The sequence below is a fragment of the Candidatus Odyssella thessalonicensis L13 genome (assembly GCF_000190415.1).
In the GTDB taxonomy this organism is placed as follows: domain Bacteria; phylum Pseudomonadota; class Alphaproteobacteria; order Paracaedibacterales; family Paracaedibacteraceae; genus Paracaedibacter; species Paracaedibacter thessalonicensis.
Window position 1 is genome coordinate 336,734 of record NZ_AEWF01000004.1, and the last position, 15,654, is coordinate 352,387.

Here is a 15,654-nt window from a genome sequence, read left to right on the forward strand (position 1 = left end):
CATGTCATATGAAAATCGCACCGTTACTCGCTCTGGTCAGTTTGCTGCTTTTGAAAGTGGTCTGCGTGGCTATATGCAGCGAGTTTTTGCCTACATGGGCCTGGGATTAGCTGTAACAGGGGTAGCTGGGTTTTTGGCGGCTACTGTTCCTGCTTTGCACTCTGTCCTCTATGCTTCACCGATGCTCTATGTTGTTCTTTTTGCGCCTTTAGCTCTTGTTTTCTTTTTAAGTTTTCGCATTGAGCGGCTCAGTCTTTCAACTGCGCAGACGTTATTCTGGGTGTATGCTGTTTTAGTCGGATTCTCTTTAACGCCGCTTGTAAGCCAATATACAGGGGAAAGCGTCACGCGAATCTTCTTCATTACTGCAAGTACCTTTGGCGCCATGGCTTTGTATGGTTATACAACCCAAAAAGATCTGACTTCCATGGGGTCCTTTATGTTTATGGGGCTAATGGGAATTGTTATCGCTTCGCTCGTCAATATCTTCTTGAAAAGCAGTGCTATGAGTTTTGTCTTGTCGGCGCTCTCGGTCATCGTTTTTACAGGGTTAACAGCTTATGACACTCAGCGAATCAAGGATCTGTATTATGATTCAGACTCTGCTGAGACTGCAGGAAAGAAGGCTGTTATGGGGGCACTGACCTTATATCTCGACTTTATTAACATCTTTATTTCACTGTTACGTTTGTTTGGTGATCGTCGGGATGATTAATTAGTTAGCTAATTCCTTCCAAAAGCCGGAACTATTCCGGCTTTTTTTATGAGGTAGATTTATAAAAGCAACTCCTTAAACATAAGGTTAAATAAACGACTATATAAGTATTGGAGGGGGCGGATACAAGGCGCGGGCTCAAGCAGTTTTAATGCTAACACAGTAGGGCTAATTTCGCTTCACAGCTTTAAGTTTGTAAGGTCATTGTTTGCATTTGCAATGTGAGGTGCTCCTATTCTTCCCACGGTTTCAACATTATAGTTTGATATGTTTTACTATGTTTGCGTGAAAAAGCAAGGTTGGTCGGGACAGAAAGGAAATATGATGTTTTGAAGAAAGAGCGTCCAAAATCCAATGCTAAACAAAAAATACTTTAGATTTTTATCAAAGGCCTTCTTTATCACAGGGTCTTGGAGCGCTTTTGGAGTGAGGTTCCTTGCTTTGATTTCAGTCTACTAGCAAGGAAGAGCCTGCGGAGATTTGCTTTTCTCCAGTTTCTTCTTCATCTTCTGAAAAATCTGATAATAAAGCTGCCTGTGCAAACTTTTGAGCTAGTTTATCATCTACAAGCTGGCGGGGTGAGTTATGATCCTCATCGGTCGAAAAACCTGGAGCGATCCAAAGAAACCGTCCCAACGTGGTCTTCTCGCTGATATCCCAGCCAATAGAGGTATGTAGAAGCTGTTGGTAATAAAGGGGTGACTGCTTTCCAAGAATGACACGGGTAACAATTCGCTGGGATAAAGGGGATGTAAATGTATATTCTACCGTTTTAAAGTCAATCAGAGGGACTTCTAGATTCTGCAGTTTGCGAGTCTCTATCACAACCTTCATAATTCCCTCTTCAGTAATTTCAATAGAATCAAGGTAGGTAAAAATTTTTCTTCCAGGTTTAACATCCTCATAGTTATAGTCTGTATCTTTTGTATTTTTATGCCTTCTTAAAGCTCTTAAAGGAGTTTTCTGATCAGTATGGGGTAAGTCTAAGGCCTGTGTTAGTTCTTGGAGGACAGTAAGTCCCGAACGTGGCCTATAGGTTAACGCAGCTGAAATAACCTGCATCGGAAAAGAGGGAAGAATATAGTTCGTGTCTTTTAAGGTTAGGAATTTGCCAAGATTGGTGACTGCAAATTCGCTCTCCTTGCCACCGAGCAGCTGAGTAAAGAAATGAGTGAGGTGAACGGCGTCTAGCTCGTTAGCGAAAATGCTTAGAGCTAAATGCTGTACCTTCATGTTGCAAAATACGAAAACTTCTAGTTTATTTCTAAAAATAGTTCCGACATGAACGTATAAGTTCTTACTGGCTTCAGGATTACTTTGATAGCCAATTCTAGGAGCATATAAGCTCATACTAGATGGAAAGTTATGGTGATAGCCAAAATCCAAATGTGCGATAAATTTATGATAAAGCTTATCGTCACCAGTATTCTGCTCAAATGGGATGGATGATTCTGATTCCACTTGCGGATGTTCCCTTTCTCTAACAGCACTGTCTGGCCTTTCCATCGCCAACAAAGGAGTCGCGGTTAGGAAAGTTGCAAGTAAGAATTGAGTTAATTTATGCATGGTGTTTTCCTAATCTATAGTCTTGTGTGGTGTTAAGGGGCAGCTTTTCTTAGTCACTATAGGTATAGATGGTTATGAAAATAAAGGAATCAATAAAATAATGCTGAGTTAGTTGATGTCCTTAATAAAGTTAGTAAATATCCAAGTATTTAAAAACAGGGAGCATTAAAAATAGCTTAAGATTTAGCCTCACCAGAATTTAGTATCTATGGCTATAATCTTCTCTGCAACCAAAGCGCAACCGGATAATAGCGAGAACTATAAGTTTAATACCTCAACAAGGAAATGAAGCTAGTAAGAGAGTGTGCCTAATTATTGCGCACATCCAAAAGTTAGTGTATGGTGTCTAACAAGGTATTAAATGTTGGATAGAGAGAAAGACGCTTTAAGCAAAAACCTACATTCACTATTTTGGTAGATGGGATCAGTAAGTATTTGCCAAGTTCTAAAACATGGAACTCAAGATGACGATTAGAATAGATAAAATTGAGCTGGAGATGCCCGTTATCTTAGCACCTATGTCAGGTGTTACGGATATGCCTTTCCGCCGACTGGTAAAACGGATGGGTGCAGGATTAGTTATCTCCGAGATGATTGCTAGTCAAGCCATGGTTCGCCAAGTGCGCCAGACAATGAAAATGATTGAAAAGTCGCCAGAAGAATTGCCGATGGCCGTGCAATTAGCTGGGTGTGAGCCATCAGTGATGGCAGAAGCGGCCCGCCTGAATGAAGATCTAGGAGCCCAGATTATTGATATCAATATGGGCTGTCCGGTAAAAAAAGTGGTGAATGGTCATGCGGGCTCCTCGTTGATGCGCGATGAGGCTTTAGCTGCCCGTATTATCGAAGCGACGGTGAAGGCTGTAAAGGTACCGGTCACTTTGAAAATGCGAACAGGATGGGATGACAATACTCGAAATGCGCCCCGATTAGCTAAGATTGCTGAAGAGTGTGGCATTAAAATGATTACAATACATGGCCGGACACGCTGCCAACTTTACAATGGTCGGGCAGACTGGGCCTTTATCCGTCAAGTCAAAGACGCCGTAAAGGTACCAGTTATTGGTAACGGTGATGTAGTGAGTATTGAGGATGCTCAAACTCTATTGCAGCAAAGTGGAGCTGACGGCGTTATGGTCGGGCGAGGATGTTATGGTCGGCCTTGGTTTATCAATCAAATTGGCCACTTTTTGAAAACTGGAACATACCTGCCGGACCCAGACTTAGCAACACAGCGACTTATTGTGAAGACTCATTTGGATGATATTCTATCGCATTATGGCGTTGCTACAGGAATCAAAATTGCCCGTAAACATGTGGGTTGGTACAGTAAGGGGCTAACCAATTCTACGGATTTCCGTGTTAACGTCAATCGTGTAGAAGATCCCACCACTATGCATCAACTTATTGATGAATTTTATCAGCCGTTGATTTAGGAGCCGGTAATGAGCGTCGCAAAAGAAAACAATACAGAGGTTTTAACCATGAATCCAACTCGCGGTCTAGGGGGGATGGTTGAAACGTTCATCGATAATTATTTTAAAGCCCATGAGGGAGTGACGCCGGTTTCAGGCTTATATGAGCGCGTTATCCAAGAGGTAGAGCGCCCCTTACTGAAGGCTACGCTCAAGCTAGTGGGCGGGAATCAAAAAAAGGCTGCTGAAATACTTGGCATTAATCGTAACACATTAAGAAAGCGCCTAACTGAACTCCAAATAAATCTGTCTGAGTTATAGTAATGGCCGAGGCAGGGCTTCTCCAAAATTTAACGAAATGGTTAGGTCGCGCTGTCCATAATGATATATGGCTGCGCCGTCTAGGCTTAGTGTTGAGCGTTGCCGCGATCTTATCGGGCGTAGCTACTTATTTGGTATTAACAGGCACAGACGACTTTGCGGATAAATCGAGTCACGTATTACCGTTAATCTACCTCGATTTAACTTTAATGTTATTGTTGTCAGTCGTTATTGCTAAACGGCTTATCGAGTTATGGGCAGAACGACGCAAAGGTGCTGCGGGATCAAAGTTACATGTTCAGATCGCAGCTTTATTTGCATTTGTTGCGATCACACCCGGAATTTTTGTTACCGTCTTCTCTGCTCTGTTTTTCAACGTTGGTGTCGAGGCCTGGTTCAGTGAGCCGGTCCGTCAGGCGTTAAATGAAGCAAAAGTGGTGGCCAACGCGTATCTCTATGAGCGGGCCAAGTCGATTGAGAAGGATGCGGTGGCGATCTTAAATGAAATTGCTCCGACCATTGAATCGCAGGTGCGTTTTCCAGATTTAATATCGGAGAGATTAACCAAGATCACGCGTGAGGACCGAGGCATTGATGAAGCTTTAATCTTGGATGAGTATTGCAATGTGGTGGGACGAGCATTTCTAACGTTCGCTCTAGAGTTTGAAACCGTCCTCGTCGAGGCATTCGAGCGAGCAAAGGCAGGCGAAATTGTTGTCTTATCCAATGAAAAGGATGATCGCGTTAGGGCCTTGGCCCGTATTGATCCCCAAGGTCACTACTTTCTTTATATTGGTAAGTTAATTGATGCGGATGTTTTACGCCATGTGAAACAGACAGAAAGTGCTATTGCAGAGTATGAGCGCCTTGATGCTCAACGTTCGGGCTTACAGATTACCTTTATTTTGTTCTTCTCGCTTGTGGCACTATTGCTATTGCTGGCTGCTATTTGGGCAGGACTAACTGTCGCTAATTTGTTTGTGCGGCCGATTAGTCGCTTGATTACTGCATCTGATGCCGTCAGTCAAGGCAATCTGGAAGTGCAGGTTGAGGCAGAAGGGTCTATTAATAATGAGCTGGGGATTTTAGCTGAGGCCTTTAACCGGATGACATATCAGCTGCGGCATCAACGCCAAGATCTGGTGAATGCCAGCTTGCAAATCGATCAGCGACGCCAGTTCATGGAAGCAGTTTTATCTCGTATTTCAGCCGGCGTAATCAGCGCTGATCATCAAGGAGTGATTAGTCTTATCAATCGACGGGCGCGAGAATTATTTGATATAAAAGATGAATCAGCAAGTTTAAGTTTGACTCAACTGCTGCCAGAGGTTAAACCGTTAATAGAGCAGGTCTCTAAGGAGCCCGATGGCGTGGCTTCAAGCCAACTAACTTTGATGCGTCGCGGCGTCACGCGGGTATTGCAGCTAGTGGTGGTTACCGATCATTCTGGGCGCCGTAAATCGGGGCTGATTATAACGATCGACGATGTAACCCCCCTCCTTTCCGCGCAACGTAAAGCAGCCTGGTCTGATGTAGCTCGTAAGATTGCTCATGAAATTAAGAACCCATTGACACCCATTCAGTTATCGGCGGAAAGGTTGAAAAGAAAATACTTGAAAGAAATACAAAGCGACCCTGAAGTATTTAAGACATGCGTTGATACAATTGTCAGGCAGGTGGGGCAAATTGGGCGCCTGGTTAGCGAGTTTTCGTCTTTTGCCCGTATGCCAGAGCCAATCCTAACCGTTGATAATATGGTTCAGATTTGTGCGAATGCTCTTGCTTTGCAGATTCAGGCCCATAGTAATATTAAATTTTCATTAATAGCTGGTGAAGGTGAACTGCTTGTAGATTGTGATCCCTCACAAATGAGTCAAGTGCTGACAAATTTATTACAAAATGCTATTAATGCCGTAACGCTCGATGAAATTGCAGGATTAAAGAAGCCTCTTCACCCTGAAATATCCATTACTGTGGCCCAGCTTGATACTAAAGTATGTGTCATGGTCGATGATAATGGGCCCGGTTTGCCAGTTAACGGCCGAGAACGGCTGACAGAGCCGTATTATACGACTCACTCGAAAGGGACTGGTCTTGGGCTTGCAATTGTGTCTAAAATTATAGAAGATCATCGAGGACGACTAGAGCTAGGAAATAGTCCTCTGGGGGGGGCTCGCGTGCTTTTTGAATTGCCACTGGTAACAAAACGGATGAATGGATAGATGACTCAAGACATTTTAATCGTTGATGACGAAGCCGATATTCGAGAGTTAGTGTCAGGCATCTTATCGGATGAAGGGTACGGAACTCGCGTCGCAAAGGATGGTACAGAAGCACTGGCAGCCATTAAATTTAGGCAGCCAAATCTGGTAATTCTGGATGTGTGGTTAGGCGATGGTGAAAGAGATGGTATCCGCATCTTAGAAATGATCAAGCGTGATCATCCCTATGTGCCGGTTATTATGATGAGTGGTCATGGGACTATCGAGACCGCGGTTTGCGCAATTAAGCGAGGTGCTTATGACTTTATTGAGAAGCCCTTTGAAGCAGAACGGATGTTGTTGGTCATTAACCGGGCACTTGAAGCTGCTAAGCTGCGCCGAGAGAATGAAGAATTAAAAGTTAAGACTGGGGGAACAGAACTGTTGGGCTCCTCAACAGCTATCTCGCATATCCGCCAGGCGATCGACAAAGTTGCTGGTAGCAATAGCCGTATTTTTATTGGTGGCCCTTCAGGGTCCGGCAAGGAAGTCATTGCCCGCTTAATTCATCAGCAATCAAAGCGAGCTAATTCACCTTTTATTCATATTAACTGTTCTGCGATTCATCCGGATCATATAGAGGCTGAATTGTTTGGCACGGAAATCATTGGTCTCGATGAGTCTCTTCCGCGCAAGATTGGCTTAATCGAACGAGCTCACGGGGGAACTTTATATCTTAATGAAGTTATGGATCTGCCGTTGCCAGCTCAGGCTAAACTTATTCGTGTTTTACAAGAAGGCGGCTTTTGTCGGTTAGGGGATAATCAAAGGATCGAAGTTGATGTCCGTATTATTGCTGCTACTTCCAAATGTGTCGCAGAAGAAATAAAGGAAGGACGTTTTCGACAAGATCTTTATGATCGGTTAAGTGTTATTCCCATTGAGGTCCCGCCCTTAACAGAGCGGCTGACAGATATTCCTGAGTTGGTTAACCATTTTATGTATCAGGCAAGCCGATCCCATGGACGGGCTGTGCGCACTTTAGCGCCCGAAGCCTTAATTATGATGCAATCTTACCCTTGGCCGGGGAATGTACGACAGTTAAAAAATGTGGTGGAATGGGTGTTGTTAATGGCACCCGGGGATGCGCGAGAGCCCGTGACATGTGAAATGTTGCCACCGGAGATTCGAACTGATGTTAAAATGCCAAGTTTAGGAAATCCATCCATTGTGATTATGCCGTTAAGGGAAGCCCGAGAAGCCTTCGAACGGGAATATTTACTGACTCAAGTCAACCGATTTGGGGGAAACATTTCAAAAACAGCTCGCTTTATTGGAATGGAAAGATCAGCGCTTCATCGCAAGTTACGAGCATTGGGGGTACATGAAGGACGCTCTGAGGTAGACGAGGATGAGCTACAAGACAAGGACGTAAGTATAGCATGAAGGTGGTCATCCTCGGCGGCGGGCAAGTTGGATTTAACATCGCACGCTATTTATCGGGTGAAAATAATGACATTACCATGGTTGACCAATCAGGGGAATTGTTGCGCAAATTAAGCGACAGCATTGATATTCAGCCGGTGGTTGGATACGCTTCTCACCCGGATGTTTTAGAAAAGGCTGGTCTTTATGAAGCCGACTTGTTGATCGCCGTCACTGCCTCTGATGAGGTAAATATTGTTGCCTGCGAAGTGGCTAACTCCTTATTTAAGGTTCCCAAGAAAATCGCGCGTATCCGTAATAAAAGTTATCTAGACCCTAATCTGCATTGGCTTTTTGATCCTGATCGCATTTCTATTGATCATATCATTTCCCCTGAATCAGAAGTGGCCCAAACAATTAGCAGCAGCTTACAAGTGATGGGGGCGTTTGATGTAAAGTCCATCGGCAGTGATGAAGTCAAGATTGTAGGGGTGAGGTGTGAACATCCCTCGGCGATATTAAATACACCCCTGAAATTCCTGCCTAGCCTCTTTCCAAAACTAGAATTCATGATCGCTTGTATTTATCGCCAAGATTCTATGTTTATCCCCTCAGGGGAAGATAAAATCCTGATTGGCGATGAGGTATATTTTGTGGCGCACCAAAATTATATTCCCGAGATCATGCGCCATATTCATCAAGATTCAATTTATGGTAAGCGAACCTTAATTGTAGGGGCAGGCAGTATTGGTTTAGCCTTAGCTCAAGAAATGGAAGCAACGCTAGGGCAACAGACAACAAAGATTATTGAACGCAATGCCGCCCGAGCCGAATTTGTTGCACGTCAGTTACGCCAAACGGAGATACTGTGTGGCGATGCGCTAGATGCTGAAATTCTGACAGAGGCTAATATCATTGAAACCGATACCATTGTCTGCGTGACTGAGGATGACAAAGTCAATATTCTCGCCGCTCTTTTAGCGAAACAAGAAGGAGCGACCCGCGCCCTAATCTTACTAAATAATATGGATTACGCTCCCTTGGTAACTTCTTTGGGCGTTGATGCAATTATTAGCCCCCATGCCATTACGGTTTCGACCATCCTTAAGTATGTGCGCCAAGGTCAGATCCGGGCGGTTCACTCGCTTAAGGAAGGGCAAATCGAAATCATTGAAGCAGAAGCGAAAGAAACAACCAATGTTGTCGGCTTAACCTTAGAAGATATAACCATTCGCGATCAAATCGAAGTCGCGGGTCTATACCGCAGCGGACAATTTTTTATTATGCCGAGCAAGACCACCATTCGCGTCGGCGATCGCTTAATTTTAGTGGTGGCAGAAGCATCGGTCCCTAAAGTTGAGCGTCTTTTTGCGCAACGGCCAGGATATTTATAAAAAACAGCTTTTAGAGCTTCAAGATAAATTGTCCCTCGATTTAATAGAGTATCTTAAAGTGCTATGGGTGGAGCTACCTATTCATGAGCGTCTCGACACGGCTTCTCCGGAAGAGTTTGCCACCAAAATCTTGGCAATGCTTAAAAGGAAAAATTAGGGATCGAATAGTCTAAAGAGTCAAGCTTAAACTTGATTCTTTAGGCCTATGAGCTGAGTTCTAGAAGCCTAAAATCAGTTTAATTCTGAGGCTCTGACATTTCTATGAATTGAAAACAAGCGCAGCATCAAACACAGGGCTGCGCTGTTTGTTTTACACTACGCCCAGAGCTATATAGAGGGCAATATGGTCTGCAGTATTATAGGCAGGGCGATAAAAAATATTCATCAAATTACCCGCATAATTAACCATTACTGTCTTGTCCGCTAAAAGGTGATAACGGTGAGCAAAGGATTGAACTGTCTCTTGTAACGGTAATTGGTTAAGAGGATCCTCAAAAAACGCTTGGCGCACTTCATAGGTTTTCCCATCCTGCATGGTAATAAGCTGCCCAACTGTGGAGGATATCAGCCAAGAGCTAGAACTGCCTGCAAACTGAGGAAGCTTGTTGAGAATTTCTGCTAGAGTATAAGTAGGAGCATCTTGTACAATCAGATCAGGATTAATCTTAAGTGGTGCAATGGGGCAGACATTTGTCTCTAATCTATTGGACTCTAAAGGCTGAGGGCGGATGCAAAAATAGAAGTAATGCTCATCATTATTGACATGATACATGAGCAGAGGGCCATAGCCTTGATTGATGACCATCGGCTTCATTTCAGCTAATCCTTTACTATGTATATAGTAACTGAGCGATTGTTCAGCGCTGTCTTGCTTTTTATTCTGGAAGTAAAGACTGCGGATTTGATAGTCACGTGCCTGAAGATTTAGCCTCTGACCGGTTACTGTTGCTATCCTGGGATTAGGTAAGATATTGCGTATTGCCGGCACTGCGTCTATCGCTTCTCCAAGTGTAATTCTTTGATATTTATTATTTGTCACTTCTAAAGCTGGAGCTTCAACGTTAATCCCCAAGAGCATTAATCCAAAAAAAAGATTTTTCATTAAATCCTCATTTAATCTATTAAACATTTTAGATAAGCCATCAGCATGGATTTTTGCGGCAGCATACCCCCTTGCTCTTTGATAACGGAATGAAGCCAAGCTGTAAACTTAATAATTAAAATTTTAGTAAAATTTTTATTATGGTTGTGTGGGGCAGATTGAGAAGGATATATAATTTAAAATTTAAACCCGCAGGAACGCAGTAGAACTAAGCTCGCAATTAAGGCTACTTGCGGCAGCTGACCTTGTCAGCGCGATAATTCTTTTACTTAAGATATCAATTTGATTTATAGCCAGAGTTATCAGTGCTGTTAAAGTAAGAGATTGTGGCTTACAAGTGAGCTTTGATGGTATCCGAGAGACAGTAAATTCTGAGCAGGCAACCTTTACCACAGTAAAATAAAAGAGTTATAGAAAGCCACAGAATAGAAGGGTAAGAGCATTTTATTGTGCTTCAAACCCCCTCTTATCATCTTAATTAAAACAGCACTTGATCTAAATAGGTGACATGGTTCTCAACAAAGGTAGGTCGCAAATGGCAGCCGTCTTTATAGATAGGCTCACCTGTGACTGTGAGTACTTGGCATTGTTCCTTATCACATAGAGAGAGGGTCGGATCAATAACCGTGACTCCGGCTTTTTCGGCGACCTTTATAAGTTCAGAGTAAGAAATCGCAGCTACAGTGTGCCACTCTTGAGCGGGTAACACCGTTGGCTGGTAGCTGATTGAGTCAAAAAATTTTCTCTCAAGCATATGGATGGGATCACATTTGAAACTAACAGGCATATTCAGAACTAAGTAGACCTTTTTGCCACTATCAACCCAAGTTTTCAGCATAAGCATGAAGTCATGACAGGCCCGGCTCAAGCCGATGTTTCCTTGCTCAAGAGTATGCTGGGTATTACCAGATCTATAATAATAGCTGCCTTTCTTGCCAAGATAGCCCATCCATTGGCCTCCTATTACGATGACGTCGACGTCAGGTCGGGAAGCATATTTTACTGCTGTCCCTACGAAATCCTCAAGCTCGGGACGTTTGTCATCGTAGACATTGGGAAGAGGGGGGCAGCCGCCGTATGTTATAAAAGTAGCGGAACGTTTTACTTGAGGGTTCTCTAAGATAAGCTTTTTAATGCGAGGCGCATATTGTTGTATATTGCTATCGCCAAAGAACAAGGCTCTCTTAGACTGAGAGCCTAAGGTATGTATCTCCCGACCATTAAATTTCTCCATTGTTAAACCATTAGGAAAATCCCATTCACCGATGGCCTTTACCACTTGTGCTGTCGCTACATTCGTTGCAGCATGGCTTTGGTGATAGTGGTGCTTGACTGACCACGCAATCAGAATCGTGGGGATCATGCCAAGGCCCAAAGGTAAGGCTATCCAGTTTTGTTGTCTGCGCGTTGGGCTCTCAATAAATTTGTAGGTGAGATAAGCGAGAACAAAGCTCAATCCTAAAGCTTGGCAAGTCAATTGATAAGGGAGACTCTCGCCTTTAATAATATGGCAAAATGATAAAATTGGCCAATGCCAAAGATAGAGAGGATAGCTGATAAGCCCAATGCCGCGCATCAATTTATTGCTTAACACGGTGGTGTTGAACCAAGCCTGCTGGCCAGCAAAAATAAGCAAAAAAGCTCCCGCTGTAGGGAGGAGTGCCCACCATCCGGGAAAAAGGCTCGATTGATTAAGACATGCAACACCGATACCAATGAGAAAGCCCCCTAATAAAGAACTTAGGTTCTGAATGGTTGCTGTATTGACATATTTATTCAGACAATTTTCCAGCTTGCCCATGCTTGAGCTTTTATAAGTGGTTATATAAGCTAATGCTGCCCCTACCAATAGCTCCCAGAAGCGCGTTGTCGGCATATAGAATGCATAAGAATGGTTATGGTAAACATAGTAAATATTGAGAGAGAATGAAAATATAAGTCCTGCTAAAATTATTGTTCCGACCGGCAGCTTTTTTCTCTTTAAAAAGTAAAGCATTAAGGGCCAGATAAGGTAGAATTGTTCCTCAATGCTGAGCGACCAAAGATGCAATAATGGTTTGCAATTTGAAGCTACATCAAAATAGCCGTTTTCTTTATAGAGAACAAAGTTATTCATATAAACACTGCTTGCTGCGGCGTGCTTGGTCAGTAGTCTATATTCCTCCGGCAAGAGCACGAACCAACCATAAACAATGGCAGTGATCAAAACAATCATTAAACTCGGATAGAGCCTTTTTATACGCCGAGCGTAAAAGTTCGTGAACGAAAATTTATTTTTATCCATATCCTCAAATAAGATACTGGTTATCAGATAACCTGAAATCACAAAGAAAATGTCGACACCAATAAAACCACCTGGCAGTCCGCCAGGGAATGCATGAAAAAAATGACCAGAAGAATCGAAAGGGCTCTCAGCCCTTCAATATCCAAGCGATAAGCTTTCATTATGAACTCTTTCCAATTAATTAAGATATTTGATGATGAGAAGGATATAAGAATTGGCGTCTATTACTTATTGTAACTTGTGCCAAGCTATTAATAACTGAGCCCTTAACCCTCCAGCTTGGAAAAGTCAGCAATGATCGCTGTTTGATGAATCATTAACTGTAGCAAGGCAAGACGATTATTGCGGATCATGTCATTTTCATCATTAATCTTTAGATTGAAAAACGCATCTATTGGATCCCGCAGATGGGCGAGTATCATCATTAATCGCGTATAATCATGGTTTTCAAGTAAGGATTGGCAACGGCTATTTACAGTTTCCAGCTCCTCAAAGAGTGCCTTTTCTTCATGCTCTGTAAAGAGCTGCGGTTGTACTTTAAGGGCTTCGTGATCTTTGGGAAGAATACCATAAGCCCTGCGGAAAGCCGCTCTTAGAGCATAGCCGGCCTCACTGGTTAAGTATTCATTGAGGGCCTTTATACGCTCAACAATTCCACAAATATTATCGCCTCGATTAGCAGACTGCAGCACGGCGGCAAGGGTATCAGGACGTAGGCCTTCGGCTTTTAAAGAATGGCCGAGACGTTCCATGATAAAATCTAAAACAGCGGGGGCACTAAAGCGTTCATTGATCTGCAAGCCTTGCGCTTGATAAGCGCTTAAGGCTTGGGTGATTTTATCCAGAAGCCGCCAATCTTGAAGGTTATTGTCGCGGACAATGCGAATAATTCCTAAAGCAGCACGGCGTAATGCATAAGGATCTTTAGATCCAGTGGGCAGTTCACCAATCGCAAAGAAGCCAACAAGAGTGTCGAGCTTTTCAGCAAGAGCCAGTTCCATCGCAGCAGGATTATGAGGGCTGGCATCTTGAGGACCCACTGGTTGATAATGCTGAGTTATTGCTTCAGCAATTTCCGCGGTTTCCTGTTGCGCTTGCGCATAAACACCGCCCATATATCCTTGTAATTCCGGAAACTCGCCAACCATACTGGTTACAAGATCACATTTGCATAACTCTGCCGCCCGCTTAGCAGCGGTCGAAGATACCAAATTCATTAAACGTTAACCCGCTGACCCAAAGAAGCCAAGTTTAGTATGGAAGATGATCGAATCCAGTTGGGGCAGATAAGCCTGCAACGGGGTTTTTAGATCTTGATCATAAAAGAAGCTAGCATCGCTCAATCGAGCCCGTAAAACACGTTCATAACCGCGCAGCATAGTGGTTCCGTTATCACTGGCAACTGTATTGGCCACTAATCCGAATATGGGCGCAATATTTCCCAAAGAATCTGTAAACGTGAAGTATTTCTGATGTACTCGCATGGAAGTTGATAACACTTTTTTAGGAAGTCGTAAGAAAGAGCCTTCGATTTTTCCTACCAGAGGCTGCGGATATTCTGATAAACCAGCGACTTCTTCGAGTAGTTTCTCATCGTGTTCTAGAGAATATCCTTGCTGTTGGCCAAGTTCTATAAGCTTATTAAGGATAAGTTTCTGACGCTGTTCATGGCTTAAGATTACAAAGTTTTTTTCCAAATTGTGTTGGTAATCACTGAAGCAGGTAACTTCAAACTCCCCAGAAGCCAAGAAACGGTGACCTTTTGTTTTATTGCTGGACACTAAATTGAACTCAGGTACTTCAAAGATTAATGGCTTCCCTGCCAGAACTGCTAAGATGCCGCGCACGGGGCGGACCCAAGTATGAGGGGCACCATGCCAACGCATTGATTTAGGCCAACTAAAACTACGAATGATTTGGCGGCATATATCGGGAAGGATACAGGAGGTTGGTTTAGCCTCCGTAATAAGATTGGCATACCAGTAGCCATCTTTTTGAATAAGCTGTTCCTTTGTCTGACCACTCGACTTTAAAAACCCTTGCAGAGCTGCTTCAGGGGCCTCTAAACGCGGGCCTCGCCGCTCTTCGGTTGTTGCTTGGGTTGCTGATGCTAATCCAGAAATGGTGGCAACAAGACGACGGGGAGTAATATAGGTTGTTACAGCTTCAAATGAGAGGCCCGCCTCTCTTAAACCAGTCTCAAAGGCTGCCTTGAAATCCTCCGCAGCTTTAACCTGCATGCGAGCCGGAATTTCTTCTGACAAAATTTCAAATAAAAATTCTTGTGACATTAAACTTGGTCCTCGACATAAGCTTGACAACATCCCTTAGCTAGAGTGCGAACACGACCAATATAGCTGGCCCGTTCAGCAACACTAATGACGCCCCGGGCGTCAAGAAGATTAAATAGATGGCTTGCTTTAATACACTGATCATAGGCAGGAAGGGCTAATTTGTGCTCAAGTAATTTCTGGCATTCTTGCTCGGCATCTTTAAAATGCTCAAGCAGCTTCTCTGTGCTGGCATGCGTAAAATTGTAATGGGAGAATTCAATTTCACTGCGCTTAAAAATATCTTGATAGGTAAGCTTTTTATCCCCGTGTTGACCATTCCAATTGAGCTCATAAAAGCTATCTACGCCCTGGGCAACCATGGCGATACGCTCTAAACCATAGGTAATTTCTACACATACCGGATCGCATTCAATGCCACCCACCTGTTGGAAATAAGTAAACTGCGTTACTTCCATGCCATCGCACCACACTTCCCAACCCAGTCCAGCTGCACCTAAAGTAGGACTTTCCCAATCATCTTCGACAAAGCGAATATCATGTTTGGTTAGGTCAAAGCCGATGGCTTTTAAAGATTCTAAATAAAGGTTCTGCGGATCCGCCGGGGCAGGCTTTAAAATGACTTGGAACTGATAATAATGCTGCAGACGGTTGGGGTTTTCCCCATAACGGCCGTCGCCAGGGCGACGCGAAGGTTGAACATAAGCAGCGTTCCAAGGTTGCTTGCCTAATGAACGCAGAGTTGTAGCCGGGTGAAAGGTACCAGCCCCCATTTCAACATCATAAGGCTGCAGAATAACGCAGCCCCAGTCAGCCCAGAACTGTTGTAATTTCAGGATCATATGTTGGAAAGATTCTCGCGGATTCATGACCATATTAATAATTGAATTGATTAATACTTCAACCTAGCCAAAATGTAAGAAATGGTCAAGATATTGAT

Annotated in this window: 12 protein-coding genes and 1 pseudogene; 7 read left to right on the forward strand and 6 right to left on the reverse strand. The window is 43.5% G+C overall.

Annotated features, from left to right (window positions below):
* Position 1: 1 nt before the first annotated feature.
* A complete protein-coding gene (locus HMO_RS0108635; RefSeq protein WP_010301508.1) occupies positions 2-715 on the forward strand; it encodes a Bax inhibitor-1/YccA family protein in 714 nt (237 codons plus the stop codon).
* Between the two features lie 447 nt (positions 716-1,162).
* Here HMO_RS0108635 and HMO_RS0108640 read toward each other — a convergent pair whose 3' ends face one another.
* Positions 1,163-2,281, reverse strand: coding sequence for a hypothetical protein (locus HMO_RS0108640; RefSeq protein ID WP_010301511.1), 1,119 nt, complete (start codon positions 2,279-2,281; stop codon positions 1,163-1,165).
* A 464-nt stretch (positions 2,282-2,745) separates the two neighbouring features.
* Between HMO_RS0108640 and dusB the strand changes: the two genes are divergently transcribed.
* From dusB to HMO_RS0108670, 6 genes are read left to right on the forward strand one after another with little or no spacing between them, the layout of a single operon-like run.
* Positions 2,746-3,717, forward strand: coding sequence for a tRNA dihydrouridine synthase DusB (gene dusB / locus HMO_RS0108645; protein WP_010301514.1), 972 nt, complete (start codon positions 2,746-2,748; stop codon positions 3,715-3,717).
* Positions 3,718-3,726: 9 nt separating this feature from the next.
* Entirely contained in the window at positions 3,727-4,017 is a 291-nt protein-coding gene (locus HMO_RS0108650; RefSeq protein ID WP_010301516.1) for a helix-turn-helix domain-containing protein, read from the forward strand.
* A 2-nt stretch (positions 4,018-4,019) separates the two neighbouring features.
* The gene (locus tag HMO_RS14435; protein WP_010301520.1) at positions 4,020-6,239 is read left to right on the forward strand and encodes a sensor histidine kinase NtrY-like; all 2,220 of its coding nucleotides are present in this window, start codon (positions 4,020-4,022) and stop codon (positions 6,237-6,239) included.
* Positions 6,240-7,664 (forward strand): nitrogen assimilation response regulator NtrX, encoded by a 1,425-nt coding sequence (gene ntrX / locus HMO_RS0108660; RefSeq protein WP_010301522.1) that lies wholly within the window; start codon positions 6,240-6,242, stop codon positions 7,662-7,664.
* Entirely contained in the window at positions 7,661-9,037 is a 1,377-nt protein-coding gene (gene trkA, locus HMO_RS0108665; RefSeq protein WP_010301525.1) for a Trk system potassium transporter TrkA, read from the forward strand. Before ntrX ends, trkA begins: the two co-directional genes overlap by 4 nt.
* Positions 9,012-9,194, forward strand: a complete 183-nt coding sequence (locus tag HMO_RS0108670) for a hypothetical protein (protein WP_010301526.1) — start codon at positions 9,012-9,014, stop codon at positions 9,192-9,194. Before trkA ends, HMO_RS0108670 begins: the two co-directional genes overlap by 26 nt.
* Positions 9,195-9,347: 153 nt before the next feature.
* Here the strand turns inward: HMO_RS0108670 and HMO_RS0108675 are convergent, their stop codons facing one another.
* The 5 genes and pseudogenes from HMO_RS0108675 to HMO_RS0108695 form a co-directional block, all read right to left on the reverse strand.
* On the reverse strand, positions 9,348-10,139 hold the full coding sequence (locus HMO_RS0108675) for a hypothetical protein (protein WP_029448743.1): 792 nt from the start codon (positions 10,137-10,139) through the stop codon (positions 9,348-9,350).
* A 478-nt stretch (positions 10,140-10,617) separates the two neighbouring features.
* Complete coding sequence (locus HMO_RS0108680; RefSeq protein ID WP_029448746.1) at positions 10,618-12,465, reverse strand: acyltransferase family protein; 1,848 nt, start codon at positions 12,463-12,465, stop codon at positions 10,618-10,620.
* The gene (locus tag HMO_RS17575) at positions 12,462-12,584 is read right to left on the reverse strand and encodes a hypothetical protein (RefSeq protein ID WP_010301533.1); all 123 of its coding nucleotides are present in this window, start codon (positions 12,582-12,584) and stop codon (positions 12,462-12,464) included. The genes HMO_RS0108680 and HMO_RS17575 overlap by 4 nt, the downstream gene beginning before the upstream one ends.
* A gap of 105 nt (positions 12,585-12,689) precedes the next feature.
* Positions 12,690-14,747: pseudogene (glyS, locus tag HMO_RS17345) on the reverse strand (glycine--tRNA ligase subunit beta).
* Positions 14,714-15,583: a glycine--tRNA ligase subunit alpha gene (locus HMO_RS0108695; RefSeq protein WP_033444622.1), complete on the reverse strand. Its 870-nt coding sequence runs from the start codon at positions 15,581-15,583 to the stop codon at positions 14,714-14,716. Before HMO_RS0108695 ends, glyS begins: the two are co-directional and overlap by 34 nt.
* Positions 15,584-15,654 lie beyond the last annotated feature (71 nt).

Bases quoted from the DNA above. Each gene is read 5' to 3' on its own strand.
- HMO_RS0108635 (WP_010301508.1), top strand. From the start codon at position 2: ATGTCATATGAAAATCGCACCGTTACTCGCTCTGGTCAGTTTGCTGCT.
- HMO_RS0108640 (WP_010301511.1), bottom strand. From the start codon at position 2,281: ATGCATAAATTAACTCAATTCTTACTTGCAACTTTCCTAACCGCGACT.
- dusB (WP_010301514.1), top strand. From the start codon at position 2,746: ATGACGATTAGAATAGATAAAATTGAGCTGGAGATGCCCGTTATCTTA.
- HMO_RS0108650 (WP_010301516.1), top strand. From the start codon at position 3,727: ATGAGCGTCGCAAAAGAAAACAATACAGAGGTTTTAACCATGAATCCA.
- HMO_RS14435 (WP_010301520.1), top strand. From the start codon at position 4,020: ATGGCCGAGGCAGGGCTTCTCCAAAATTTAACGAAATGGTTAGGTCGC.
- ntrX (WP_010301522.1), top strand. From the start codon at position 6,240: ATGACTCAAGACATTTTAATCGTTGATGACGAAGCCGATATTCGAGAG.
- trkA (WP_010301525.1), top strand. From the start codon at position 7,661: ATGAAGGTGGTCATCCTCGGCGGCGGGCAAGTTGGATTTAACATCGCA.
- HMO_RS0108675 (WP_029448743.1), bottom strand. From the start codon at position 10,139: ATGAAAAATCTTTTTTTTGGATTAATGCTCTTGGGGATTAACGTTGAA.
- HMO_RS17575 (WP_010301533.1), bottom strand. From the start codon at position 12,584: ATGAAAGCTTATCGCTTGGATATTGAAGGGCTGAGAGCCCTTTCGATT.
- HMO_RS0108695 (WP_033444622.1), bottom strand. From the start codon at position 15,583: ATGAATCCGCGAGAATCTTTCCAACATATGATCCTGAAATTACAACAG.